Genomic DNA, 26,060 nt, shown 5'->3' on the forward strand with positions numbered 1-26,060 from the left:
ATCATGGAACTGTTCCGAATCCAGCGGGATCTCCCGCTGATGAAGCATGCGTTGATCTTCAACGTCATCTCCTTCCTGACCTTCGCCGCGGCCGTCTTCTTCCTGGTCACGCGCGGGCTGAACTTCTCGGTGGAATTCACCGGTGGTACGGTCATCGAAATCGAGTACGCCAAGACAGCGGAACTCGAGAAGACGCGCCATGTGGTCGAGAAAATGGGCTTTGGCGAAATCGTGGTGCAGAACTTCGGCAGTTCGCATGACGTCATGTTGCGCTTGCCTCTGCGCGGCGACATCAAGCAAACCGAACAGGTGGACCGCGTTTTCTCCGAGCTGTGCTCGGCGGAATCCGGCCGCATCAGCCAACGTCAAGTCGTCAGCGACAAGGGTGAGGCCATCAGCAAGCAGGTCTGCCTGACCGCGGACGGCGCCGAGCCGGTCAAGCTCTCTCGCAGTGAGGTGGTGGGCCCGGCAGTCGGGGAAGAGCTGGCCCATGACGCGGCCCTGGCGCTGATCGTGACCGTGGTCGGCATCATGATCTACCTGGCCTTTCGCTTCGAGTGGAAGTTCGCCGTGGCCGGCATCATCGCCAACCTTCACGACGTGGTCATCATTCTGGGCTTCTTTGCCTACTTCCAGTGGGAGTTCTCTCTGGCGGTGCTGGCCGCGATCCTGGCGGTGCTGGGCTACTCGGTGAATGAGTCGGTGGTGATTTTTGACCGGGTGCGCGAAGCCTTCCGCAAGTTCCGCAAGTTGAACACCCATCAGGTGATTGACCACGCGATCACCAGCACCATGAGTCGGACCATCATCACCCACGGCAGCACGCAGTTGATGGTGCTGTCCATGCTGATCTTCGGCGGCCCAACCCTGCACTACTTTGCCGTGGCGCTGACCATCGGCATTCTGTTCGGCATCTACTCCTCGGTGTTTGTGGCCGCGGCGATCGCCATGTGGTTGGGTGTCAAGCGCGAAGATCTGGTGAAGACGCCCATCAACAAGGAAGATCCGGACGATCCAAACTCTGGGGCCGTGGTGTAGAGTGGCTGCAAACCACTCAGCATGACCTACGAATTCCCATGAGCGCAGTCGCCCGCAATCAGGCCTTGGCCTCCCAAGCGCGGCGCATCTATATCGAGTCCTTGGTGCGCGGCATCTCGGCGCTCGGCAAGGTGCTCAATGAGGCTGCCGCCCAGCTGCTCCTGCAAACCACCGAGTACGCGGTGATGGTGGCGCGCCGTGATGGCGTGCAATCCTGGAATCGGCACGGCCCGGCCTGGCTGTCCGGCGTGATCAGCGGCCTGCGCCATGCGGCGGTCTACGGCATCGTGGAGGCGCCCACCGCCGCCGCGGCTTCGGGCGCGAACGAGCAGGCAGCCATGTCCCTGGTCGACGACGACACCATCGAGCGCGAGATCACGGCCTCGCGCCTGGCCTTGGCCATGATGGACAAGGCGACCTGGGAGTTCACCGATCTGCGCACCCGCATGCAGGTGCTGGAAAAGCAGGATGACATGCCGGCGCAGGACCTCTTGCGCGCCAATGTTGTGGCCAAGCTGGTGCTGGACGCCTGGACGCGCAGCGGCCTGGCCGGCTCAGACTGGCAGATGCTCCGCACCACGCTGCATGATGAGTTCTCTCAGCTGCTGGTCGAGTGCTATCACGAGACCAACCGCTGGCTGATTTCTCAGTCGGTGCTGCCCGAAGTCGATCTGCGGCCCTTCATCCGCCGCAGCCATGACAGCACGCCGCTGGCCTCTGCCTCGGCCTATGTGCCCGGGGCCGGCATGCCATACGGCGCGACCCAGTTCGGTGCCTCTGCGCGTTCCCCGCAGATCCGTGCTGCTTCGGGCTTCCCCGATGCCAGCGCCGCCGCGCCCGTGCGCAGCCCGGCCAGCAGCCAGGCTGAAGAGGTGCTGCAGTTGCTGCAGAAGATTGTTGGCCGTCAGGTGCCGGCCTTTGGCGCCACGGCCATGGCCGAAACCGTGGCGACGCGTGCCGCCGCCGTGGCCAGCGAGACGGCCGCGCGCATGGATGCCGGTTCGGCGCCGACTCAGGTCGAGCCCATGGCGTTCGCTTCCGCTCAGCCGGTGCACCCCGCCACCCGCCCGGCCGCGCCCCGTCTCAGTGCGGCCATCAAGCATGCCCAGGAGTCGCTGCAGCGCGAATCCGTGCACGCCGAGGGCCAGCCTTCGGCCGCGCCCAAGCTGCTGGAAGAGATTAAGACCCGCAATCAGGCCTTCAAGTCGGTGCTCAAGCAGGCCGCCGACACGCCGGCCGAGCGCGCCACCATTGAGCTGGTGGCCATGATGTTCCAGAGCATCTTGATGGAAGAGCACATTCCGGCCTCGGTGCGGGTCTGGTTTGCCCGCCTGCAGATGCCGGTGCTGCGCGTCGCCGTCAGTGAGCCCGATTTCTTTGCCACCACCGACCATCCAGCCCGTCAGCTGATCGACCGCATGGGCGCCTGCGTCATGGGTTTCAGCGGCAACACCGGCACCAGCGGCGCCGCCGGCGACCCGCTGGAGCGCGAAATCAAGCGGGTGGTGCAGGTGGTCGAGGCCTATCCCGATACCGGCCGCCGCGTCTTTCAGACCGTGCTGACCGAGTTCGAGAAGTTCCTCGACAACTACTTCAAGAACGAGAATCAGACCACCCGCCATGGCGTTTCGCTGGCTCAGCAGGTCGAGCAGCGCGAGACTCTGGCGATCCAATACACCATCGAGTTGCGCAAGATGCTCAACGAGGTGCCGGTGCAGGACGGCGTGCGCGAGTTCCTGTTCCACATCTGGGCCGATGTGCTGGCCGTCACGGCGGTGCGCACCGGCGCCCAGTCGGACAACACCAAGCAGATGAAGCGCGCCGCTGCCGACCTGATCTGGTCGGCCAGTGCGAAGGTCTCCCGCGAGGAGCGCGCCGAGGTGATTCGTCGCCTGCCGCCCTTGCTCAAGACCCTGCGCGATGGCATGGGTCAGGCGGGGCTGTCGGTCGACAAGCAGGACGAGCATGTGCGCGGCCTGAACAATGCCTTGGCAGCAGCCTTCACCGCCAAGACCGCGGCCATCCCGCGCGAGCGCCTCGACGAGCTGATGGACCAGTTGGAAACGCTGGAAACCATGCTGCCTGAGGGCAGCGAGGAAGCCGACATCAACGAGCTGTTGGTGCGTGACCTGTCCGGGCATGAGTCCGACGGCATGGAGGTGGTGGCCGAAGGCGGTTCGGCTCCGACGCCTGCCATGTTGGCCTGGGCGCGCGAGCTGCAGGTCGGCGGCTGGTTCATGCTGGACTACCGCGGCCGCAACGAAGCGGTGCAGCTGGCATGGCGCGGCATGCGCCGGCAGATGGCCTTGTTCGTCACGCCCACCGGCCGCGGCGTGCTGTTCCCGCTGAACCGCATGGCCGCCTTCTTGCAAGCCGGTCTCTTGCGCCCCGCTCAGGACGAGGCCTTGACCGTGCGCGCCACCCGCAATGCGCTGGCCAAGCTCGATGTCGATCCCTCTCGCTTGCTGAATTGAGGCCGGGCTGTTTCCATGCAAAAGGGCTGCCTCGGCAGCCCTTTGTCATCGTCACGCGAGCGTTTTCACTCAGTGGATCAGACGGTCTTCCGGCGCCACAAAAAGCTCATCCAGGATCAGGGCGTCAGGCTCTTCTCCGAGGCTCCAGAACACCATCAGCACGATGATCTTCAGGTCTTCGAGGTCCATGGGGCCACCGGAGATGGCCATGGCGCGGTCGATCACCATCTCGCGCATGGGCGGGCGCAGCACGCCGGCTGAGGCAAGGAAACTGATGAAGCCGACGGAGGGCTCGCCCAGATGGTCGAGTTCCGCGGTCGAGTAGACACGCAGGCTGTTCTCGCTCTGCTGGCCCTGGAAGGACGTGGCCGCGCTGGCCAAGCCATCCAGCCAGGACAAGGCCTCTTGGATTTCGTCCGTTTCGAAACCCACGGCCGACAATTTGCGCGTCAGCTGGGCGTGATCCGGGCAGGCGTCTGGCCGCCAATAGGTTTCGTAGAGGTAGACCAGGACGTCAAACATGGGCTGACTATAACCCAGGCACTTCGCAGAAAAATGGCGAGAAATGGCCGCAAAGAGCCTGGAAATGCTCGGGAATGCCTGTTTCAGCCTCTGCGGCGCTCGGGCCGCTGTCCCGCGTCAAGCGCCGGCCCGGCGCTGAAATCGCTGCCCGGCCAGTCGCGCCACCAGCCCCGCCAGCTCCAGCTCCAGCAGCTGGGCCTGCAAGTCGGCCACCGTCCATCCGCCGCGTTGCTGCAAGGCATCGAGACCGATGGGATCGAAACCCATCAGGTCCAGCACCTGCTGCTGGGCGGGGCTGCAAAGGGCCGGGCTGTCATCGCCTTCCGCCGTAGCCTCCTGGTGGCCGAGCATGCCCGGCGGCAGTTCCTCCAACACATCGGCCGCCGTCTCCACCAGCTTGGCGCCTTGGCGGATCAAGGCGTGGCAGCCGCGGCTCAGCGGTGAATGGATGGAGCCGGGAATCGCGAACACCTCGCGACCCGCTTCGCTGGCCAGCCGTGCCGTGATCAGCGAGCCCGAGGCCAGGGCGGCTTCCACCACCAGGGTCCCTAAGCTCAGCCCGGCAATGATGCGGTTGCGGCGCGGAAAATTGGTCGGCAGGGCCGGCATGCCCCAGGCGTACTCGCTGATCAGCAGGCCCTGCTGGCTGATTTCCTCGGCCAGGGCCCGGTGCCGCTTGGGGTAGATCTGGTCGAAACCGGTGCCCATGACCGCGATGGTGGAGCCTCCGGCCGCGAGCGCGCCTTGGTGCGCTGCGCCGTCCACGCCCAGGGCCAGACCCGAGCAGATGCACAGACCGGATTGGCTCAACTCGCGGGCGAAGGCGCGGGCGTTGTCGCGGCCCTGCGCGGTCGGGTTGCGGCTGCCCACCATGGCCAGACAGGGCTCGCGCAGCAGCTCGCGCCGGCCCTTCAGGTAGAGCAACAAGGGCGGGTCGGCCGTGGCCAGCAGCTGCGCCGGGTAGTCGGCATCGCCGAGCAGCAAAATCTGGTGCGAGGCGTCGGCCCGCAGCCAGTCCCAGGTGTGCTCCAGCACCGCCGCCAAGTACTCGGGCGGCTGGCTCAAGGCCTCGCGCTGCCGAGGGCTGAGTACATCGGTCCAAGCGCTGCCGGGCAGTTCGAACACCGCCTGGGGTGAACCCAGCTGGCTCAGCAACTGGCGCGCGGTCTCCAGGCCGATGCCGGGGCTTTCCAGCAAGCGCAGCCAGGCGGTCAGTTCAGCGCGGTCCCACATTGCTGCTGGCCGCGTGGCGGGCCTCAGGGTTGGCTGAAGCGGTCGCCGGCTCGCACCGGGTCCTTGACCGAGATGATCAGGGCGTAGGACACGCGGGCGTAGACCTGGAACACAAACAGCACACCGTGGCGTTCGTCGGGCAGCTTGATGGTCTCGCGCAGGCCATCGGTGCGGTCGACCACACGCCGCCCTTGCTGCCACAGGGCCAGCACATGGCCGCGTTCGAGGCCGTCTCGGCTGCCGCGGTTCAGGGCCACGATCTGGTTCTGGCCGGCATTGAGGCCTTCACCGTAAATGGACACGATCTGGCCGCCGATGGGCTGGGCCGGTGCATGTGGCACATAGCGCGAGAAGCTGCGTTGCGGCACCGGCGATAGGCGGTCACCGACGCCGATCTCTTGGCGCACGGACTTGATGGTCAGGGTTGCCGGCACCACCTCGCTCTTGCCGTTTGGCAGGGGGCTGCTTTGTTCCGGGCGGGTCAGCTCGGCCGTGCCCAGATAGGGTGCTTCGTAACCGAGGATCTCACCGGTGCTCGGGTCGCGCAGAGGGCGGGTGCTGCGGAAGACCCGGTAGTCGCTGGCTTGGCTGAGGTCGCCTCGGGCGTAGGCCAGGTCACCGCGAGTCAGGAGCACGCGGCTCTCGGGCGTGGCGACGATGCGCGGTGCTTTTGCCAGCTCATCGCTGTCGAAGACCACGGCATCGTTCAGGAAAGGTTCGATCAAATTGAGCGCGATGGCGCTGATGGAGCCATCGTCGACGCCCGAGCTCCGAACGCGCGGCGAAAGCTTGACGGTATCGCCGCTGAACGTGCCGCTGCTGCCCAGGGCCTGCGCCACTTGCAAGCGGGCACGACCGTCGATCTTGACCAGCACCAGTACCTGGCCGGGGTAGATCAGATGCGGGTTGCTGATCTGATCGCGGTTCATGCCCCAAAGCTCGGGCCAGCGCCACGGGCTCTTGAGGAACAGCTTGGAAATGTCCCAGAGCGTGTCTCCGGCCTTGACGGTGTGGGAGTCCGGCGCATCGGCCGCCAACTCACTGAGTGGCACGCCGGCCTGGGCGACCCGGTCGGCGGTGGCGCGCTGCTGGCCGCTGATGGGCAGGCTGCTGGTTTGGGCGACGGCGCCGAAGCTGAAGGCGGCCAGGCTGGCGGCCAGCAGCAGATTCAGGGGGGTGTTCTGGGTGGGCCGGGCGGACATCAGCGATTCACAAACAGGCATCGAGCACTCTCTACCGCAGACCGGCTGCGGGTGGGTTGGACAGACTTCGGGGTCTTTTTTTCAAACCATTGCACGGGGTGCTTTGCCGCGTCATCAGACCAGCGGCGCCAATTCAGCGAAAATCCCCCCAGGCCGCGACGATTCTGCCCCCAAAAACAGGGCGTCGCAATGAACAAAGAGGGCGCTTTCGCCCTCTTGCAAGCACTTACAAACAGGCGTTGTGCTGAGTCCACACACGCAAGCTCATGGCGAAACTGAACATTCTGCGTTATCCCGATCCTCGTTTGCACACGGTGGCCAAGCCGGTCGCCGCTGTGGACGAGCGCATCCGCCAGCTCGTCGCTGACATGCTGGAAACCATGTATGCCGCGGAGGGCGTGGGTTTGGCGGCCAGCCAGATCGATGTCCACGAGCGCGTGGTCGTGATCGATACCTCCGAGGAGCGCGATCAGCCACTGGTCCTGATCAACCCCGAGATCATCGAGACCAGCGCCGAATTCACCGAAGGCGAAGAAGGCTGCCTGTCGGTGCCGCAAATCTATGACAAGGTGCCGCGCCATTCGCGCGTCACGGTGCGCGCGCTCAACCGCGAAGGCCAGAGCTACGAGTTCAAGGCCGAGGGCCTGCTGGCCGTTTGCGTTCAGCATGAGCTCGATCACCTGATGGGCAAGGTCTTCGTTGAATACCTGAGCCCGCTCAAGCGTGAGCGCATCAAGACCAAGATGGTCAAGAAGACCCGCGAAGAAGAAGGGCGCCGCCGCTGATGGCCGGCACTGCAGTGTCAGCCCCGCGTTCGAACGGCCCTCGGGTCGTGTTCGCCGGCACGCCGGAGTTCGCGGCCACTGCGCTGGCGGCCTTGTTGGCAGCAGGCTTCGAGGTTCCTCTGGTGCTGACCCAGCCGGACCGGCCCGCCGGCCGCGGCATGAAGCTGCAAGCTTCGGCGGTCAAGCAGTTGGCCTTGCAGCATGGCATCCCGGTCGCCCAGCCGCGCAGCCTGCGCCTGGATGGCAAGTTCCCCGAGGACGCGGCCGCCGCGCGCCAGGCCTTGCTGGACGCCCGTGCCGATGTGATGGTGGTCGCCGCCTACGGCCTGATCTTGCCGCAGTGGGTGCTGGACCTGCCCGGCGCCGGCCGCAGCACGGGCCTGCGCGGCTGCCTCAACATCCACGGTTCGGTGCTGCCACGCTGGCGCGGTGCGGCGCCCATCCACCGCGCCATCGAGGCCGGTGACGCCGAAACCGGCATCACCATCATGCAGATGGATGCCGGTTTGGACACGGGTGACATGTTGCTGATCGAGCGCCTGCCCATTGCCGCGGACGACAGCACGGCCCGCCTGCACGACAAGCTGGCGGCCCTGGGCGGCCGCATGGTGGTCGAGGCCCTGGAGCTGGGGGCTTGCGGTGGTTTGACGGCCACGCCCCAGCCGGCCGAGGGCGTTTGCTATGCCCACAAGATCGAGAAGGCCGAGGCGCAGATTGATTGGCAGCAAGATGCCGCCCAGATCGCCCGCCGCCTGCGCGCGTTCGATCCGTTTCCGGGCGGGGCGTCACAGCTGGACGGCGAGCTGCTCAAGATCTGGCGCGCCGAAGTCTGCGAGCGCGGGGGCGGTCTTGCCGCCGAGGGTCAGGTCTTGCGGGTGGATGAGTCTGGCATCGTCGTCGCCTGCGGCCAGGGCGCTGTGCGCCTGACCGAGCTGCAGCGCGCCGGGGGCAAGCGCTTGCCGGCCGCAGCCTTTTTGCAGGCCCGGCCGGTGGTTGTGGGCGCTCGTTTCGAGTCCGGCGCGGCCTGAGGCCCGCTTGAAACCGGGTCTTTCGGCCCGATCTGCTGGACTCCACCGTCCTTTTGCAAGGAGCCCATCGCCATGTTCAATCTGATGAAGACCGCCATCCTGATGGCCGCCATCACCGCCTTGTTCATGGCCCTGGGGCGCCTGATCGGCGGTCAAGCCGGCATGATGCTGGCGCTGCTGGTGGCGCTGGGCATGAATTTCTTCAGCTACTGGTTCTCCGACCAGATGGTGCTGAAGATGTACAAGGCCCGCGAGGTGGACGAGACCTCGGCGCCGCAGTTTTACGGCATGGTGCGTGAGTTGGCCCAGCGCGCCCAGCTGCCGATGCCGCGCGTCTACCTGATTGACGAGGACGCGCCCAACGCCTTTGCCACCGGCCGCAACCCCGAGCATGCGGCCGTGGCGGCGACCACGGGCATCTTGCGGGTCTTGTCTGAGCGCGAACTGCGCGGCGTGATGGCCCATGAGCTGGCCCATGTGAAGCACCGCGACATCTTGATCAGCACCATCAGCGCCACCATGGCCGGTGCGATCTCCATGCTGGCCAATTTCGCCATGTTCTTCGGCAGCCGCGACAGTGAGGGCCGGCAGAGCAATCCCTTGGTCGGCATTCTGGTCGCCTTCCTGGCGCCGATTGCGGCCGGCCTGATCCAGATGGCCATCAGCCGAGCCCGCGAGTTCGAAGCCGACCGCGGTGGCGCTGAGATTTCCGGCGACCCCCAGGCCCTGGCCTCGGCGCTGAACAAGATCCATCGCTTTGCGCAAGGCCTGCCGATGGAGGCGGCCGAGCGCCACCCCGAGACGGCGCAGATGATGATCATGAATCCGCTCTCCGGCGGCGGTTTGGCGGGTCTGTTCAGCACGCATCCGGCCACCGAGGAGCGGGTGGCGCGGCTGATGGCCATGGCGCAGCGCTGAAGCAGGCATGCAAACGCCGTGCTCAAGCTGACCCGTGGCTGGCCGATACTGATGACATGAAGCCTTCTTCAACCGCGCCTCATCGCGCCCTCCTGACCTTGCCTCTGCTGGCCGGCCTGCTCGGCTTGGCTGGCTGCGAGCAGCTGGGCATCGAGGACCCGGCCAAGGTCATGGCCGCCAAGGAGGCCGAGGGCAAGGCCATCGGCAGCGCCTGCCGCCACGCCATGCGCGCCATCGAAGACTGCTACACCTTGAACCCCAAGGCCCACAAGGCCTCGGTTTTCAATGGCTGGAAGGAGATGGACGAGTACATGCGCGAGAACAAGCTCGAAGGCGTGGCCCCAGTCGTACCCCGGCCGCCCAAGCCCGGCAGCCCCGAGGCCCTCGCGCTGGAAGAGAAGGCGGCCGCAGCCGCCGAGGCCAAGGCCAGCGCAGAGAAAGAGGGCGGCAAGGAAGCCAAGGGCAAGGCCAAGGCCCATTGAGGCAGGGCCGCCTCCTCACGAGCGTCAAGCAGCCGTCACCCGCCCGTGACGGCTTTTTTACACTTGGCGCCGCCGACCTTGCATTTGGTCGAACCGAGCTGGGGGCTGGAGGGTGATTCACTGAAGATGCCGTCACCCCAAAGGGATCTTGACCGCCCCTCACTTACCTGGAGCCCCCAATGCTGCAACGTCGCCTGTTCGCCATCTCCGCCTTGAGCGCCCTCAGCCTGTTCGCCGCCACCAGCAGCCATGCCTGGAGCTGGGGCAATTCCGAGCGCATCAAGGGCACGGGTGATGTCAGCAGCGAGACACGCGATCTCGGCAGCTTCGACAGCATCAGCCTCAGCGGAGGTTTCAAGGTGCTGGTGCGACAAGGCGCGCAGAGCCGGGTCGAGGTGAAGACCGATCGCAATCTGCAGAGCTATATCGAGACGCGCGTCGTCGACGGCAAGAAAGGCCGTACCTTGGAAATTGCCCCCAAGCGTGGTTATGAGGTGCAGGGCTCGGTGCGACCCGAGATCGTGCTGGACATGGCCCAGCTGCGCAGCATTGCGGTCGGTGGCTCGGGCGATGTGCGTGTCGAGGCGATGAAGTCTCCGGATGTGGACGCCAGCATCGCCGGCTCCGGTGATGTGCTGTTCGTGGATCTGAGCAGCGATCGCCTGGGCCTCAAGGTGGCTGGCAGCGGCACCGTCACGGCCCATGGTCGCGCCAGCAACCTGAGCTTGTCGATTGCCGGCTCGGGCGATGTGCGTGCCCGCGGCCTGCTGGCCGATGACGTCAAGGCTTCGATTGCGGGCAGCGGCGATGCCGAGGTGAACGCCAGCAAGACACTCAAGATCTCGATCGCCGGCTCGGGCGATATCGCGTATCTGGGCTCGCCCGAGGTCAGCACTTCGGTGGCCGGCAGTGGCCGGGTGCGCCGCCTCAACAATCCCTGAGCCTGTGCTGAGTTCGCCCGCCCGGCCGGGCTTTGATGTCGGCGCGACAGCGCAGAAGCGGGCGTGCCGCGACAATGGCGCATGCTTCAATCCCTGAGGGCGCAGTACCGCCACCCTGAATTCCAGCGCGGTGCGCGCGAGATGGCCGGCATCACCCTGGGCATTTCGGCCTGGGGCCTTGTGACTGGCGTTGCCATGATCAAGAGCGGCTTGTCCGTCTGGCTGGCGCTCTTGATGAGCTTGGTGGTGTTTGCCGGCAGCTCGCAGCTGGCCGCCTTGCCGCTGATCGCCAGCGGCGCACCGATGTGGGTGCTTTGGGCCACGGCCTTCTGTGTCAATCTGCGCTTCATCATCTTCAGCGTGCAGTGGCGCATGTACTTCGGCCACCTGCCCTTGCTGCGACGCCTGCACATTGCCTACTTCGCGGCCGACCTCAATTACGTGGCCTTCCTCAAGCGCTTTCCCGAGGCCAAGCCGCATCCCGATCAGGCGCCCTATTTCTGGGGCGGCGTCTGCATGAACTGGGCGGCCTGGCAGATCCCGTCCATCGCCGGCATCTTGCTGGCCAACCATGTGCCCACACAGTGGGGCCTGGGTTTCGCCGGCGTGCTGGCGCTGCTGGGCCTGTCCTACACCTTGCTCAAGGACCGCAAGACCTGGGTCTCGGCCGCCTTGGCAGGCTGTGCCGCGGTGGCGGCCTATGCCTTGCCGCTGCGCCTGAACATCATGGTGGCCATCGCCGTGGCGGTGACGGCTGGCCTGCTGATGGAGCATTGGTGGCCGGCGCAAAGTGAGCCTGCGCGAGAGGCGCGCGAGTGATGATGAACGACTGGCAAACCGCCCTGGCCATCATTGGCATGGGCTTGATCACGGTGTTGACCCGGGGTTTCTTCATGATCCCCAAGAATGAACTGCCCATGCCAGACTGGGCCAAGAACGGCCTGCGCTACGCGCCCTTGGCCGCGCTGGCGGCGGTGATCGTGCCTGAGATCGTCATGACGCAGGGCGAGCTGATCAACACCTGGCAAGACGCTCGGCTCTACGCCACTGCGGCCGGCACCGCCTATTTCTTCTGGAAGCGCGGCATCCTCGGCACCATCGTCTGCGGCACGGCCGTGATGCTGGCCTTGCGCATCGGCCTGGGCTGGTGAAACCGCTTGGATCCCGTCCAGGCCGATGGGCTTGGTAAGCTAGCGGCCATTGCGCGGCCGGGCCTGAAAGCCCGGCCACGCCCCGAATTCCAAACTAGCCCTGAGCTCACCCCATGAACGTGATCCGTTTCAACGACTTGATCGCCGCTGGCAAAGTTGCCGGCCAACGCGTCTTCATTCGCGCCGACCTGAATGTGCCGCAGGACGATGCCGGCCACATCACCGAAGACACCCGCATCCGCGCCTCCATCCCCTGCATCGAGCAGGCCTTGAAGGCCGGCGCCGCCGTGATGGTGACCTCGCACCTGGGCCGCCCGACCGAGGGCGAGTTCAAGCCCGAAGATTCCCTGGCCCCGGTGGCCAAGCGCATGGGCGAGCTGCTGGGTCGTGAGGTCCCGGTCGTGGCCAACTGGGTGGACGGCGTGGATGTCGCCCCGGGCCAACTGGTGCTGCTGGAGAACTGCCGCGTCAACAAGGGCGAAAAGAAGAACAACGAAGAGCTGGCCAAGAAGATGGCCGCCCTGTGCGACATCTACGTCAACGACGCCTTCGGTACCGCCCACCGAGCCGAGGGCACGACTTACGGCATCGCCCAATTCGCCAAGATCGCCTGTGCCGGCCCGCTGCTGGCCGCCGAGATCGACGCCATCAGCCAAGCTCTGAGCGCGCCCAAGCGTCCGCTGGTGGCCATCGTCGCCGGATCCAAGGTCTCAACCAAGCTGACCATCCTCAAGGCCCTGTCCGAGAAGGTCGACGGCCTGATCGTCGGCGGCGGCATCGCCAACACCTTCATGCTGGCCGCTGGCTTGAAGATCGGCAAGTCGCTGGCCGAGCCCGATCTGGTCGCCGAAGCGCAGGCCGTGATCGACGCCATGAAGGCGCGCGGCGCGGCCGTGCCGATTCCTGTGGACGTGGTGGTGGCCAAGCGTTTTGCCGCCGACGCCGAAGCCACGGTCAAGGATGCGGCCGATGTGGCTGAAGATGACCTGATCCTGGACATCGGCCCCAAGACCGCCGCCATGCTGGCCGAGCAACTCAAGGCCGCCGGCACCATCGTCTGGAACGGCCCGGTCGGCGTGTTCGAGTTCGACGCCTTTGCCCATGGCACCGAGACCATCGCCCGCGCCATCGCCGCCTCGCCGGCCTTCAGCATCGCCGGCGGTGGCGACACCCTGGCCGCGATTGCCAAGTACGGCATCGAGAAGGATGTGGGCTACATCTCCACCGGCGGCGGCGCTTTCCTGGAAATCCTGGAAGGCAAGACCTTGCCGGCGTTTGAGATTCTGAGTCGTCGCGCTCAGGACGCTCAAGGCGGCTGAGTTCAGCCCAGAATTGGAAGGCAGCCCCGCCACCCTCTTCTCCTAACTCCTTCGCAGACGTTCGCGTCAAGAGCCTCATGATCCTGCGTCGACTCTTGTCGCTCTTGCTCTTGTCCACCTTGCTGGCGCTGTATGCCAACGCGAACTGGATGCAGCGCACCCTGCGCATTGACAACATGTCGCAGCGGGAAGACTGGGTGGCAGCCGTCAATGATCGCGGGGAGGGGGGCAATAGTGAGGGGCGGGTTGAACGCAGTGGATCGGGTTGGATCTTGCATTGCGATATTCAGCCCGGCTACGAATGGCCGTTCTGCGCGCTGCAGATTCAGTTGGCGGAACTGGAGCAGGGCCTGGATCTGACCCAGTTCGACAGCGTGCGCTTGTGGATTCGCGCCAGCGGCCCGGAGCCTCAGCAGCACGTTCGGGTGTTCCTGCGCCACTACGATCCTGCCTATGCGGGCTCGGGCAAGGAGGCGGATCTCAAGCCGCATGAGGTGGTTTATGACCCGGCGGCGCAGGCACTGCCGGTCGAGTTTCGACTTGAACAGTTCATGGTGGCCTCGTGGTGGGTGCAAAACCACCCCTTGCCGGTTCGTTTGCTCGGGCCACAGTTGGATCGCACGGTTTACCTGACTCTGACCACCCCTGGCACGGTGCAGCCGGGTTTGCACCGGATTGAGCTGGATGCGGCCGAGTTCGTTGGTGTGTGGATTGCTCCGGCCCAGTTTCGTTTGGCCATCATCTCGGTCTGGGTGTTCAGCATGGGGGCCTTCCTGTTTTGGGACTGGCGACGCTCGCGTCGCAAACTGGATCAGGCCTTACGTGGCAAGCGTGAATTGAAGCTGGCCAATGCCAGGCTCCAAGCGATCTCGGGCGAATACGAGGCCAAGGCGCACCATGATGCTTTGACAGGCGTGTCCAATCGCTTGGGTCTTCAGCATGACCTGCGCTTGCTGATGCGGGCACAAGAGGAGTTGATGTTTCCTCTGTCGGTGATCTTCACCGACATCGACCATTTCAAGTCCATCAACGACAGCCTGGGTCACGATGCCGGCGACGAAGTACTCAAGCAGTTTGCGCAGTGCCTGAAGACCCATATCCAACGCGAGGATTTGTTGGCCCGCTGGGGTGGCGAAGAGTTCGTGCTGCTGATGCCCCTCACTACCGCCGAAGAAGCCTTTGAGGTGGCCAAGCGCCTCCGCAAATTGCTGGCCGAGCAGAGTTGGCCGAGTGGCTTGAAGGTTAGCGCCAGCTTTGGTGTGGCACAGGCTCCCGGTCACAGCGATGGCGAAGCCGGGGTCGAGGCGGCCATGCGTGCTGCCGACCAGGCCATGTACCGGGCCAAGCGGGAGGGCCGCGATCGTGTGGTGCTGTCTGGGGCTGAGCAAGGCCCAGGGGATTGAGGAGCCAAAGCCTCGTGCGAATCCTCGCGCAGCGCATCAGCGACTTGCGATCTTTGCATAACAGTTAAAGCTCCCGGCATCGGCGAGCAGCAATTGCCGATGTAACCTCCCGGAACTCAATTTTTCCTGGAGCACCGAATGAGCAATGACAAGGCTTTGCTGTCGCCGGCCGAGGCGGCCCTGCGTGAAGCTGCATTGGAATACCACCGCAGCCCCTCTCGCGGCAAGATCGCCGTCACCCCGACCAAGGCCTTGTCCAACCAGCGCGACCTGTCCCTGGCGTACTCGCCCGGCGTGGCCTACCCCTGCCTGGACATCGAGGCCGATCCCTCGCTGGCGGCCGAGTACACCTCGCGTGCCAACCTGGTCGGTGTGATCACCAATGGCACAGCCGTGCTGGGCCTCGGCGACATCGGCCCGCTGGCCGCCAAGCCGGTGATGGAGGGCAAGGGTTGCCTGTTCAAGAAGTTCGCCGGCATCGATGTGTTCGACATCGAACTGGCCGAGCGCGACCCCGACAAGCTGGTCGACATCATTGCCGCCATGGAGCCCACCTTGGGTGGCGTGAACCTGGAGGACATCAAGGCGCCCGAGTGCTTCTACATCGAGAAGAAGCTCAAGGAGCGCATGAACATCCCCGTCTTCCACGACGACCAGCACGGCACGGCCATCATCTCCAGCGCTGCCTTGCTGAACGGCCTGGAACTGGTGGGCAAGGACATAGCCGCGGTCAAGCTGGCCGTGTCCGGCGCGGGCGCGGCGGCGATTGCCTGCCTGGACGTGATGGTGGGCTTAGGCGTCAAGCGCGAGAACATTTTTGTCTGCGACTCCAAGGGCGTGATTCACGCCGAGCGTGAGGATGCCAAGGCCGGCAAACTGGATGAATCGAAGCAGCGCTATTGCCAGACCACGGCTTCGCGCACGCTGGCCGATGTGGTCCATGGCGCCGATGTTTTCCTGGGTTGCTCCGCCGCGGGCGTGCTGACGGCCGAGATGGTCAAGACCATGGCCGCCAGCCCCATCATCCTGGCCCTGGCCAACCCCGAGCCCGAGATCCGCCCCGAACTGGCCAAGGCCGTGCGCCCGGACTGCATCATCGCCACCGGCCGCTCGGATTACCCCAATCAGGTCAACAACGTCCTCTGCTTCCCCTACATCTTCCGCGGGGCCCTGGACTGCGGCGCCAGCAAGATCACCGAGGAAATGAAGCTGGCCTGCGTGCGCGAGATCGCCGCCCTGGCCAAGGCCGAGACCAGCGATGAAGTCGCCGCGGCCTATGCCGGCGAAGAGCTGCATTTCGGCCCCGACTACCTGATCCCCAAGCCCTTCGATGCGCGCCTGATCCTGCGCATCGCGCCGGCCGTGGCTCAGGCTGCGGCCGACTCCGGCGTGGCCGAGCGCCCGATTGCCGATATGGCCGCCTACCGCCAGTCGCTGGAGCGTTACGTCTACCAGACCGGCATGTTCATGCGCCCGGTGTTCACCGCGGCCAAGGCCAACCCTGCGCGCGTGATCTACGCCGAGGGCGAGGACGAGCGCGTGCTGCGTGCGGTGCAGGTGGCGCTGGACGAAGGCATCGTCAAGCCGACGCTGATTGGCCGGCCCGAGGTCATCGCCAGCCGCATCGAGCGGGCCGGCCTGCGCCTCAAGCTGGGTGAGGATGTGGCCGTCATCGACCCGAACAACGACGCACGCTTCCGCCAGTACTGGGAGGCGTATCACCAGGTCATGGGCCGCCAGGGCGTGACGCCCGAGATGGCCAAGGCGGCCGTGCGCCGCTCCGCCACCACCATCGGCGCCCTGGCCATCAAGCTCGGCGATGCCGACGCCATGATCTGCGGCATGGTCGGTCGCTTCGACAACCATCTGGAGCATGTCTCCGACCTGATCGGCCTGAAACCCGGCGCGCGCAATTTCGCCACCATGAATGCGCTGATGCTGGACGAACACACCCTGTTCCTGACCGACACCTTCGTCAACGACCAGCCCGATGCCGAGCAACTGGCCGAGATCGCGGCCATGGCGGCCGAGGAGGTCAAGCGCTTCGGCTTGCCGCCCAAGCTGGCTTTTGTGTCGCACTCGATGTTCGGCTCCAGCAAGCGGCCCTCGGCCGTGAAGATGCGCCGCGCACGCGAGCTCTTCACCCAGCATGCGCCCGATGTCGAGTGCGACGGCGAGATGCATGGCGACGCGGCGCTGTCGGAATCGGTGCGCAACACCTTCTTGCCCGACAGCACGCTCAAGGGCGCGGCCAATCTGCTGGTGCTGCCCTCGCTGGATGCGGCCAATATCTTGTTCAATGTGCTCAAGATCACCGCCGGTCAGGGCGTGACGGTCGGCCCCATCCTGCTGGGTTCGGCCGCGCCGGTGCACATCCTGACGCCCTCGGCCACGGTGCGCCGCATCGTCAATATGACGGCGCTGGCGGTGGCCGACGTGCTGGCGGCGAAGAGTTGAACGAGGGGGCCGACGCACTGTCGGCCAAGGGCTGAATGCGGCTCGGTGCGTGTAACTCGCTGAAACCCTTGTTCGACGTTTGAGCGGCCACAAATGCGCCGCATAATCAGCCGCTTGTAACTTTATTTCAGCGAGATCTGCCATGTCCCGAGCCACCAAGATCGTTGCCACCCTGGGCCCTGCGTCCTCCTCACCGGAGGTGCTGGAGCGCATGATCCGAGCCGGCGTCGATGTGGTGCGGCTCAATTTCTCGCATGGCAAGGCGCAGGATCACATCGACCGCGCCCGCCTGGTGCGCGAGGCCGCCAAGGCCGCGGGCAAGGAAGTGGCCATCATGGCCGATATGCAGGGTCCGAAGATCCGCGTCGGCAAGTTCGAGAACGGCAAGATCGAGCTGGTCAACGGCGAGCGTTTCATCCTCGACGCCGACCGCACCGAGCTGGGCAATGAGCAGGCTGTGGGCCTCGATTACAAGGAACTGCCGCGCGATGTGAAGCCCGGCGACACCTTGCTCTTGAACGACGGTCTGCTGGTGCTGACCGTGGAAGCGGTGCGCGGCGCGGCCGTGCACACCATCGTCAAGCTGGGCGGCGAGCTGTCCAACAACAAGGGCATCAACAAGCAGGGGGGGGGGCTGACGGCTCCGGCCCTGACGTCCAAGGACATGGAAGACATCAAGACCGCGATGAGCTTCCGCTGCGAGTACCTGGCGATCAGCTTCCCCAAGAACGCCACCGACATGGAAATGGCGCGCCAGCTGGCCAATATGGCCGGCGAGCCCTACAACCACAAGCCCAGCATGATCGCCAAGATCGAGCGCTCGGAGGCGATCCCGCATCTCGAGGCCATCCTCAAGGCCAGCGACGGCATCATGGTGGCGCGCGGCGACCTGGCGGTGGAAGTGGGCAATGCAGCGGTTCCTGCGCTGCAAAAGCGCATGATCAAGATGGCGCTGGCGCTGGACAAGGTGGCCATCACTGCCACGCAGATGATGGAGTCCATGATCGTCAACCCGGTGCCCACGCGCGCCGAGGTCAGTGATGTGGCTAACGCGGTACTTGATGGCACCGATGCGGTGATGCTGAGCGCCGAAACGGCGGCCGGCAAGTTCCCGGTCGAGACCATCGAGCAGATGGCCGCCATCGCCCTGGAGGCCGAGCGCGCCGAGTTCGTCACCTTGGACACCGACTTTGCCGGCCGCCAGTTCGGCCGCATTGACCAGTCCATCGCCATGGGCGCGCTGTTCACCGCCCACCACCTGGGTTGCAAGGCCATCCTGGCCCTGACCGAATCGGGCTCGACCGCGCTGTGGATGAGCCGCCACCGCATCCAGGTGCCGATCTATGCCCTGACCACCCAGGAAATCAGCCAGCGCAAGATGACGCTGTACCGCAATGTGCGGCCGCTGCTGATGCCCAAGTTTGAGGATCGCGACACCGCGCTGGCTGCGGCCGAGAAGATCCTCGTCGACAAGGGTGTGCTGATGCCGGGTGATACCTATGCCATCACTTGCGGTGAGCCCATGGGCTACCCCGGTGGCACGAATATGCTGAAGGTGTGCCGCGTCGGCGGCTGAGCTTTGCTTGAAGTGCGGGTTGAGTGCCCGCATGGATCTGTAGGGTGTGTTTGCATGGCGCTATGCTGATGGCCTCGCACATCAGCGCCCTTCATGCCCGCTTTGCTGAAATCGCTCCCTGTTGAGCTGCCGCCTCGGCGTGCGTTGCTTTGGCACTTGCTGCCCCTGGTGTCCGGCGCTGTGCCTCTGTTTGCTCTCGCCAATGCTGCGAACAAGCTGGAGCCAGTGAATGTGCCCATCGTCGTTGCCGAGGCCAGCAGCCGGCCCTTCGTCAGGCGCGCGCTGGACGTGATCGGTGCGGCTGCGCGGATCGAGTGGCAAATCCAGGTGGTGCCATGGGCGCGGGCCTTGCTGATGGCCGAGCGCGGGGAGGCGCTTGCTTTTGGGGTGTCACGCACCCGAGCGCGTGAACAGACTCTTGCCTTCAGCGAGCCGGTCTTCAACAACCATGCTTGGATGGTGGTGCGGCGTGATCAAAGCCTGGACTACCGCAGCTTGGATGACTTGAAAGGGCGTGTACTTTGCGCGAGCCGCGGCGCGAGTTTCGGCACGGAATTTGAAGCGGCCAAAGGCCGTGTTTTTCAGCTTGAACCGGTCGATGGTGCCTTGAGCGCGCACGTGCGAATGCTCATGGCGGGCCGCTGCGATGTCATGCTGACGACGCACCGAAGCGATCGACCCTGGTTGGTCGAGCGGCGGCTGCGCGAGCTGTCGGGGTACTCTGCCGCCTTGGCTGTTCTGCCCACGCCGATGTTGGTCGATCCGGTTCACTTCGCGGTATCACGTGAGCATGCTTGGGCATCGGTGCTGCCGCGCCTGAACCTGGCCATGCGCCAGGAAGCGATGGCGATGCAGTCTCTGATCGACAGCGATCTCTGAACGGCGTGTGGGGCATGGTTCGGTATTGGCGGCAGCGCGATAAAAGCGTAGTTCTCGCAAGCGTCATGCCAGCAAGTGCTCGTTAGAGTCGGCTCTGCCTGTGACGGTGTCTTGGCGTCAGGCCTGCTGTTGGCCACTGGAGCGTTCGAATGGTTTCAGGCCTTGGGTCTTTGTGGTTTGCCTTGTCGCTTGGCTGTTTGGCGATGGCTTCAGCCGGGCATGCGCAGCCGGGCGCGCCGCCTATTTCCACTGCGCCTGGGCCCAGTTCAGCCAGCCCGGTAGGCCTGCCGGCGGCATCCCCGCCCATCCGCTGGCTCTTGCTCGACTTTGTGCCGTATCACGTGATTGACGGCCCCAAGCAAGGCACGGGTTTGCGAGATCAATACCTCAGCGCGCTGCGAAAGCGTTTGCCTGAATACATGCATCAGTTGGAAATCAGCAGTACGGAGCGGACCTTTCAGGCGATGCAGGCCGGGCAGCCCGTGTGCACACTGTCCCTGTTGAAGGTGCCGGAGCGTGAGGCCTACACCCGGTTTGCCTCGGAGCCCTATTTTTTGCAGTTGCCGCCGGTCTTGATTGCCCGTCGAGCCTATGCGCCGCTCGGTGGTTGGAAGAAGCGACCGGGCGGTGATGTGTCTCTGGCCGAACTGCTTCGCTCCGGAGAAGTGAAGGTGGGCACCTTGCCCAAACGTCGATATGGGCAGGCGCTGGACGACATCTTGAAGCAAGCTCGGGCCGCGTATCCCGACCAGGTATTGGATTTTGGTGAGTACGGGCTCTTGTCCGGACTGCTCCACACCCTGAGCCGCAAGCGTTTCGACGTGACCCTGGGCTATGCCATCGAAGTGGAGCAACTGCGCAAGACCCAAACCAGCCCGGCGGAGTTTCAGTTCGTGGCTTTGGCTGAGGCCCCGGCCCTAATTCCCACCTATGTCGCCTGCAGCCAAACCGCCTGGGGCCGGCAGGTGATCCAGACCATTGATCGCTTGACCGGCATGGAGGCAGAAAAATCACGCTTGCGCGAACAGTATGAATCCATGCTGCCCGCCGAAGAGCTCCAGATCTACCGGGCCCGAATGGCAGCGGTCAACGCCGGGCCTGTGTCTAGCTCTTCAACAGTCGCGAGCGAATCTAAAGCTGGGGCGCGAGAAGGCGTGCGCTAGCTGCTTTGGGCGCTTTTGATCAAGGCTGCGATGCGCGGCGTCATGTGTGTCGGCACCAGCTCCACTTCGGTGTGAGCACGGGCGAAGACGCGGAACAGCTCATCGGTGAAGCCGTGGCCCACGTCCACCACGCCTTCGAAGCTGACCTCGGCACGCTTGAATTGCGGCAGCCGTGCGGCCACGCGGCGGGCCTGGGCGCGTGAATCCAGGGCCTGGCCGGGGCCGGCCAGCAGGCGCAGATTGATGGTGGTGCGGTCGAATTCGATGCCGTCGCCGGCCAGGCTCCAGGTTTCCATCACCTGGTCCAGCGTGCGCTTGGTGTCCAGGGCAATGGCCATATAGATGGAGCTGCCCTGGCGCGGCAGCGGCTTGCCTTTTTGCCAGCCGGTGCTTTCCCAGGCGCGGCGCTGGAAGGCGGTGCCGTTGGCATGGATGTCGAAGACATCGGCCAGCTGCGAGCTGAAGAACAGGCCGCGGCCGGTGTGCATCTCGGGCTGGCTGGTCAGCCGGCCCTTGCTCAGCTCCAGCATCGCGTGTTGTGCATCGGCGATGTCGAAGGCCGAACAGATCTTGTCGAACACGCCGCAGCCATCGTCGGACACCAGCAGCTGTACATGGCTGGGCGTCTGGCGCAGCGAGACGGTGACGCTGCTGCCGCCGCTGTGGTCGGCGGCGTTGTTGACCAGCTCGGTGAAGCCGTGCTGGATCATGCGCGCCACATGAGCCGGCAGCTCGAAGTGGGGCGCAAAGTCGCGCTGCCAGGGGATGTCCTCCTGCAGGCCGTGCAAGGTGTAGGAGCGGGCCACCTGGCGCAGCAGCCCCGGGCCGTAGACCGGCCGTCGGCTGCTGCCCGAGCGCACCAGCCAATGGGCATCGACCAGGCGGCGCAGCGCACTCAGGGCCGAGCGGTGGCTGGCGCCGGTGCGTTCCTCCAGATGCTGGGCCAGGTCGAGCGAATGCTCGCGCGCGGCGGCGGTGATCCAGAGGGTCAGCTGGTCAATGGCAAGTCGTGTCATGCGAGGGGCTCCATGCTGGGTAGTCTGACCCGGGTTGCCCCCCGTGAAGGCGTGAAAAATGGGGCACAGTGAGCCTAAATGCTTGTCAACATTGACACAAGCGAGCCTGCCCGGGCTGTCGTTTCATGGCGCGCCGCTAGAATCCGCGCCAGTTACAGCGTGGTTACATGACCCGCTTCGTCATCAATCGACGGATGATGGGTCGGTAGGCTGCGTCAATCGGATTTCAAACTCCCGGAGAACTTCCATGGCTCTCGTTTCTATGCGCCAACTGCTGGACCATGCCGCCGAACACGGCTACGGCATCCCGGCTTTCAACGTCAACAACCTCGAGCAGGTCCAGGCCGTGATGTCTGCCGCCGACGAGGTCGGCGCGCCGGTGATCCTGCAGGCCAGCGCAGGCGCCCGCAAGTACGCCGGCGAGCCCTTCATCAAGCACCTGATTCAGGCTGCGGCTGAGATGTACCCTCACGTGCCTCTGGTCATGCACCAGGACCATGGCACCAGCCCCAAGATCTGCCAGGGCGCCATCGACCTGGGCTTCGGCTCGGTGATGATGGACGGCTCGCTGATGGAAGACGGCAAGACGCCTTCGTCCTTTGAGTACAACATGGACGTGACCCGCCGCGTCGTCGAGATGGCGCACAAGGTCGGCGTCACGGTTGAGGGCGAGCTCGGCTGCCTGGGCAATCTGGAAACCGGCGATGCCGGCGAGGAAGACGGCATCGGCGCCGTCGGCAAGCTGGACCACAGCCAGATGCTGACCGACCCGGAAGAAGCCGCCACCTTCGTCAAGACCACCCAGTTGGATGCCCTGGCCATCGCCATCGGCACCAGCCACGGCGCCTACAAGTTCAGCCGCAAGCCCACTGGTGACATCCTGGCCATCAGCCGCGTCAAGGAAATCCACGCCCGCATTCCCAACACCCATCTGGTGATGCACGGCTCCTCGAGCGTGCCGCAAGAGCTGCTGGCCGTCATCAACCAGTACGGCGGCCAGATGAAGGAAACCTTCGGCGTGCCGATCGAAGAGATCCAAGAGGCCATCAAGCATGGCGTGCGCAAGATCAATATCGACACCGACATCCGCCTGGCCATGACCGGCGCGGTGCGCAAGTTCCTGTTCGAGAACCCGGACAAGTTCGATGCCCGTGAGTGGCTCAAGCCCGCCCGCGAAGCCGCCAAGGCCGTGTGCAAACAGCGTTACATGGAATTCGGCTGCGAAGGCCAGGCCGGCAAGATCCAGCCGCGCACCTTGGTGGACATCGCCGCGGCTTATGCCCGCGGCGAGCTGAACCAGATCGTTCAGTAAGCAAGACCGAGGACGTCTTTTCGGTCTTTGGCCCGCCGGGTTCGCGCCCGGCGGGCCTTTGTGTTTTTGAATGCCGCCTAAAATCCTGGGCAACATTTTCCGGATGCCCACCATGACCGCTGCCTTGCTGAACTCGACCCTCACCTCCTTGCCTCTGATCGCGCGCGGCAAGGTGCGCGAAAACTATGCTGTCGGCGAGGACCGCATCCTGATGATCGCCAGCGACCGCATCTCGGCCTACGACGTCATCATGGGCGAGCCCATCCCGGGCAAGGGCGAGTTGCTGACCCAGATGGCCCTGTTCTGGTTCGAGAAGCTCGATGGCATCGTGCCCAACCACTTGACCGGCGATGACCCGCTGTCGGTGGTGACGTCCGAAGAACAAGCCCAGGTGCGCGGCCGCTCCATGCTGGTCAAGCGCCTCAAGCCCCTGCCGGTCGAGGCCGTCGTGCGCGGCTATCTGGCCGGCAGCGGCTGGGCCGAATACAAGACGAACGGTCAGGTCTGCGGCGTGCAACTGCCGGCCGGCCTGAAGAACGCTTCCAAGCTGCCCGCGCCCATCTTCACCCCGGCCACCAAGGCCGAGATGGGCGACCACGACGAGAACATCAGCTTCGACAAGATGGTCGACATCATCGGCCTGGACCTCGCCACCCGGGTGCGCGACATCTCCATCCAGCTCTATCAGCGTGCTGCCGATTACGCGCTGACCAAGGGCATCATCATTGCCGACACGAAATTCGAATTCGGCCTCGATGCCGACGGCACCCTGACCCTGATGGACGAGGTGCTGACGCCCGACTCCTCGCGCTACTGGCCGGTGGAGAGCTATGCCGAAGGCATCAACCCGCCCAGCTACGACAAGCAGTTCTTGCGCGACTGGCTGGAGGCGGCGGAGGTCGACGGCAAGCCCTGGGGCAAGACCGCGCCGGCGCCCAGCCTGCCCGCTGCCGTGATCGAGCACACCACCGCCAAATACCGCGAGGCGCTGCAGCGCCTGACCCAGTCATGAGCGGCAGCAAGGGCAGCAGCCGGCCCGCTGTCAAGCGAGCGCCGCGGTCCGCGCCCGAGGCTATCAAGAACCGCTTGCTGAGCCGGGTCGAGGCGGAGATCGCTGCCGCGACCCACCAAACCCAGTCGGCTTGTGCGCGCGCGCGCCGCGCCCTGCTGCTGGCCCGCCATGGCCGCCTGGATCAGGCGCGCAGCGAACTGACCGGCCTGCATCAGCTGGCCTTCCAGCACCCCCATCCCGAACTCGGCGCCTGGCTGCATTTCGCCGAGGGGCTGATGAGTTACTACACCGACTTCAGCAGCTCGGCCCACGAGAAAATCGCGCGAGCCCAGCAGATCGCCCGGGCCGCCAGCCTGCCGGCGCTGGAGGCGCTGTGTGCGGCCTGGTTGGCGCAGCTGGCCTATGTGCGCCATGCCTCCGAGGAGATGCTGCGCCAGGCCGAGCTCTGCGATCGCCTGGCCACGCTCGATGATCATGGCGCGCGCTACCGCCTATGCACCGTCATGGGCCTGGCGCATCAGTACGCTGATCTCAATGAGCAGGCCCAAGCCTGGTTTTCGCAGGCACGCCGCCATGCCTTGATCGATGGCGATGACGCGTCCGTCTCGGCCCTGATGTACAACATGGCGGAAATGCGCACGGCGCAGGCGCGCCGCGCCAGTCTGGTCGCGGCCCTGGCCGCAGTGTCGGGCGGGCAGGGGCTGCTGCTCGGGGCCGATTCCATCAAGCATTACGACGCCGCCATGGGTGGCTCGGTGATGCCGGACCTGACGCCGCTGCTGCGCGCCCAGATCCTGGTGGTCGAGGGTGACTTTGCTCAGGCGCTGGCGCTGTACGAGGCCCATCTGCCGCAAGCCATGGCCAGCGGCCTGGCGCGTTTGGGTAGCAGCCTGCTGGCGGATTTGGCCTGGTGTCGGGTCAACCTGGGCCAGCAGGAGCAGGGCTTGCTGCAGGCGCGCGAGGCCGAGTTCGAGCTCGACGCGCATTGCGATGTCGATGATCGCGCCGCCACACACAGTCGCTTGGCGCAGGTCTATGCCGCTCTCGGACAGACCGATGCGGCCGCTCAGCAAGCCGCCCTGGCGCAGGCGGAATGGCAAGAGTTCGCGGTCCAGCAGGCCGCTTGGGCCGGGCAGCTGCGGGCCGCGGCGATTCAGCCTCGTTGATGGGCTAAGGGGGGCCGCACCGCCGGCCTCAGAACAAGGCCATGCTCAGCTTGCGGCGGTATTGGTCCAGCAGCGGGTCGCTGGGCGGCACGACCGCGCGGCCAGCCAACTCCAGGGTGCTCTTGGTTTCATTGGCCGCAGGCTTGGGGGCTGGCTTGCTCAGCAGCTCCAGGATGGCGACATAGGTCTTGCGCGCCAGCTCGCCATTCCAGGCCTTGTCGCGCATGATGATTTCCAGCAGCTCGTCCATGGCTTCGGTGAAGCTCTGGTTTGCCAGCAGGCCCTGGGCCAGGGCATAGCGGGACTCAAAGTCGCGCTTGTTGCTGGCGATGGCCGCTTGCAGGGCGGTCACGTCGAGGCCGGCAGCGCTGCGTTCGCAGGCCTGCAGCCACAGGCCCAGGGCGGCGAAGCGCGCATGCGGGGTGATGGTGTCCGCCGCGCGGGCTGCCACCGGGGCAAACGCCGCTTGCGCATCGGCCAGCAAGCCGAGTTCCAGCAATGCGCGCACATAGTCGAAGCGCGCTTGCTCATTGGCCGGGTCGGTCTCGACCGCCGCCTGCAGCTTGACCAGGGCCGATTCCAGATCACCCTCGGCCATCAGTTCCTCGGCCTCGGCCACTTCTTCCTGGGCTTCCAGCATCTCGCCGCTGGGCACATGTTTGTCCAGGAATTCGCGGATCTGGGCCTCGGGGACCGCGCCGACAAAGCCGTCCACCGGCTGGCCGCCGGCAAACATCACGCAAAACGGAATGCTGCGCACGCCAAACATCTGGCTCAGCTGGCTGGCGATCTCGGGCACCTCGTCGCTGTTCAGCTTGGCCAGCTTGAAGCGGCCAGCATAGGCAATTTCAAGCTTTTCCAGCACCGGGCCCAGGCTCTTGCAGGGGCCGCACCAGGGCGCCCAGATGTCCAGCAGGACTGGCTGTTGCATCGAACCCTGGATCAGTTCGGCTTCAAAATTCTGTAGGTTGATGTCGATCATG

At 65.1% G+C, this 26,060-nt stretch carries 23 protein-coding genes; 18 read left to right on the forward strand and 5 right to left on the reverse strand.

Annotated features, from left to right (window positions below):
- Positions 1-3: 3 nt before the first annotated feature.
- Positions 4-1,038 (forward strand): protein translocase subunit SecF, encoded by a 1,035-nt coding sequence (gene secF / locus ACQY39_RS06455; RefSeq protein WP_428504506.1) that lies wholly within the window; start codon positions 4-6, stop codon positions 1,036-1,038.
- Positions 1,039-1,076: 38 nt separating this feature from the next.
- A complete protein-coding gene (locus ACQY39_RS06460; protein WP_428504508.1) occupies positions 1,077-3,512 on the forward strand; it encodes a DUF1631 family protein in 2,436 nt (811 codons plus the stop codon).
- A gap of 69 nt (positions 3,513-3,581) precedes the next feature.
- On the opposite strand, the gene ACQY39_RS06465 is transcribed toward ACQY39_RS06460, so the two are convergent.
- From ACQY39_RS06465 to ACQY39_RS06475, 3 genes are all read right to left on the reverse strand, one after another.
- Complete coding sequence (locus ACQY39_RS06465) at positions 3,582-4,034, reverse strand: DUF494 family protein (RefSeq protein ID WP_263516561.1); 453 nt, start codon at positions 4,032-4,034, stop codon at positions 3,582-3,584.
- A gap of 117 nt (positions 4,035-4,151) precedes the next feature.
- Positions 4,152-5,267, reverse strand: a complete 1,116-nt coding sequence (gene dprA / locus ACQY39_RS06470) for a DNA-processing protein DprA (protein ID WP_428504511.1) — start codon at positions 5,265-5,267, stop codon at positions 4,152-4,154.
- Between the two features lie 23 nt (positions 5,268-5,290).
- The gene (locus ACQY39_RS06475) at positions 5,291-6,469 is read right to left on the reverse strand and encodes a LysM peptidoglycan-binding domain-containing protein (protein ID WP_428504513.1); all 1,179 of its coding nucleotides are present in this window, start codon (positions 6,467-6,469) and stop codon (positions 5,291-5,293) included.
- A 266-nt stretch (positions 6,470-6,735) separates the two neighbouring features.
- Here ACQY39_RS06475 and def point away from each other — a divergent pair, with 266 nt between their 5' ends.
- From def to ACQY39_RS06540, 13 genes are all read left to right on the forward strand, one after another.
- Positions 6,736-7,254: a peptide deformylase gene (def, locus tag ACQY39_RS06480; RefSeq protein ID WP_428504515.1), complete on the forward strand. Its 519-nt coding sequence runs from the start codon at positions 6,736-6,738 to the stop codon at positions 7,252-7,254.
- A complete protein-coding gene (gene fmt / locus ACQY39_RS06485; protein ID WP_428504517.1) occupies positions 7,254-8,282 on the forward strand; it encodes a methionyl-tRNA formyltransferase in 1,029 nt (342 codons plus the stop codon). The genes def and fmt overlap by 1 nt, the downstream gene beginning before the upstream one ends.
- A 72-nt stretch (positions 8,283-8,354) precedes the next feature.
- On the forward strand, positions 8,355-9,200 hold the full coding sequence (gene htpX, locus ACQY39_RS06490; RefSeq protein WP_428504519.1) for a zinc metalloprotease HtpX: 846 nt from the start codon (positions 8,355-8,357) through the stop codon (positions 9,198-9,200).
- Between the two features lie 56 nt (positions 9,201-9,256).
- Positions 9,257-9,682, forward strand: coding sequence for a hypothetical protein (locus ACQY39_RS06495; protein ID WP_411969892.1), 426 nt, complete (start codon positions 9,257-9,259; stop codon positions 9,680-9,682).
- 179 nt (positions 9,683-9,861) lie between these two features.
- A complete protein-coding gene (locus ACQY39_RS06500) occupies positions 9,862-10,623 on the forward strand; it encodes a head GIN domain-containing protein (RefSeq protein WP_428504522.1) in 762 nt (253 codons plus the stop codon).
- 81 nt (positions 10,624-10,704) lie between these two features.
- Complete coding sequence (locus ACQY39_RS06505; RefSeq protein ID WP_428504524.1) at positions 10,705-11,442, forward strand: AzlC family ABC transporter permease; 738 nt, start codon at positions 10,705-10,707, stop codon at positions 11,440-11,442.
- A gap of 2 nt (positions 11,443-11,444) precedes the next feature.
- Positions 11,445-11,774: an AzlD domain-containing protein gene (locus ACQY39_RS06510; RefSeq protein ID WP_428504526.1), complete on the forward strand. Its 330-nt coding sequence runs from the start codon at positions 11,445-11,447 to the stop codon at positions 11,772-11,774.
- A 113-nt stretch (positions 11,775-11,887) separates the two neighbouring features.
- Complete coding sequence (locus ACQY39_RS06515) at positions 11,888-13,093, forward strand: phosphoglycerate kinase (RefSeq protein WP_428504528.1); 1,206 nt, start codon at positions 11,888-11,890, stop codon at positions 13,091-13,093.
- A gap of 77 nt (positions 13,094-13,170) precedes the next feature.
- Positions 13,171-14,496 carry a diguanylate cyclase gene (locus ACQY39_RS06520; RefSeq protein ID WP_428504530.1) on the forward strand — a complete coding sequence of 442 codons (1,326 nt, stop codon included), beginning with the start codon at positions 13,171-13,173 and terminating at the stop codon, positions 14,494-14,496.
- A gap of 138 nt (positions 14,497-14,634) precedes the next feature.
- Positions 14,635-16,953: an NADP-dependent malic enzyme gene (locus ACQY39_RS06525; RefSeq protein ID WP_428504532.1), complete on the forward strand. Its 2,319-nt coding sequence runs from the start codon at positions 14,635-14,637 to the stop codon at positions 16,951-16,953.
- A gap of 142 nt (positions 16,954-17,095) precedes the next feature.
- Positions 17,096-18,529 carry a pyruvate kinase gene (gene pyk, locus ACQY39_RS06530; RefSeq protein WP_428504534.1) on the forward strand — a complete coding sequence of 478 codons (1,434 nt, stop codon included), beginning with the start codon at positions 17,096-17,098 and terminating at the stop codon, positions 18,527-18,529.
- A gap of 93 nt (positions 18,530-18,622) precedes the next feature.
- A complete protein-coding gene (locus ACQY39_RS06535) occupies positions 18,623-19,408 on the forward strand; it encodes a substrate-binding periplasmic protein (protein WP_428504536.1) in 786 nt (261 codons plus the stop codon).
- Positions 19,409-19,611: 203 nt separating this feature from the next.
- A complete protein-coding gene (locus tag ACQY39_RS06540; RefSeq protein ID WP_428510739.1) occupies positions 19,612-20,571 on the forward strand; it encodes a TIGR02285 family protein in 960 nt (319 codons plus the stop codon).
- Here the strand turns inward: ACQY39_RS06540 and ACQY39_RS06545 are convergent.
- The gene (locus ACQY39_RS06545; RefSeq protein WP_428504538.1) at positions 20,568-21,587 is read right to left on the reverse strand and encodes an ATP-binding protein; all 1,020 of its coding nucleotides are present in this window, start codon (positions 21,585-21,587) and stop codon (positions 20,568-20,570) included. The genes ACQY39_RS06540 and ACQY39_RS06545 overlap by 4 nt on opposite strands.
- A 247-nt stretch (positions 21,588-21,834) precedes the next feature.
- Here ACQY39_RS06545 and fba point away from each other — a divergent pair, with 247 nt between their 5' ends.
- From fba to ACQY39_RS06560, 3 genes are all read left to right on the forward strand, one after another.
- Positions 21,835-22,899 (forward strand): class II fructose-bisphosphate aldolase, encoded by a 1,065-nt coding sequence (gene fba, locus ACQY39_RS06550; protein ID WP_428504540.1) that lies wholly within the window; start codon positions 21,835-21,837, stop codon positions 22,897-22,899.
- A 112-nt stretch (positions 22,900-23,011) separates the two neighbouring features.
- Positions 23,012-23,911 (forward strand): phosphoribosylaminoimidazolesuccinocarboxamide synthase, encoded by a 900-nt coding sequence (locus ACQY39_RS06555; RefSeq protein ID WP_428504542.1) that lies wholly within the window; start codon positions 23,012-23,014, stop codon positions 23,909-23,911.
- A complete protein-coding gene (locus ACQY39_RS06560) occupies positions 23,908-25,077 on the forward strand; it encodes a hypothetical protein (RefSeq protein ID WP_428504544.1) in 1,170 nt (389 codons plus the stop codon). The genes ACQY39_RS06555 and ACQY39_RS06560 overlap by 4 nt, the downstream gene beginning before the upstream one ends.
- 28 nt (positions 25,078-25,105) lie before the next feature.
- On the opposite strand, the gene ACQY39_RS06565 is transcribed toward ACQY39_RS06560, so the two are convergent.
- Positions 25,106-26,059 carry a tetratricopeptide repeat protein gene (locus tag ACQY39_RS06565; protein ID WP_428504546.1) on the reverse strand — a complete coding sequence of 318 codons (954 nt, stop codon included), beginning with the start codon at positions 26,057-26,059 and terminating at the stop codon, positions 25,106-25,108.
- Position 26,060: the final 1 nt, after the last annotated feature.

This window comes from Roseateles sp., from assembly GCF_965262435.1.
In the GTDB taxonomy this organism is placed as follows: Bacteria; Pseudomonadota; Gammaproteobacteria; order Burkholderiales; family Burkholderiaceae_C; genus Paucibacter_A.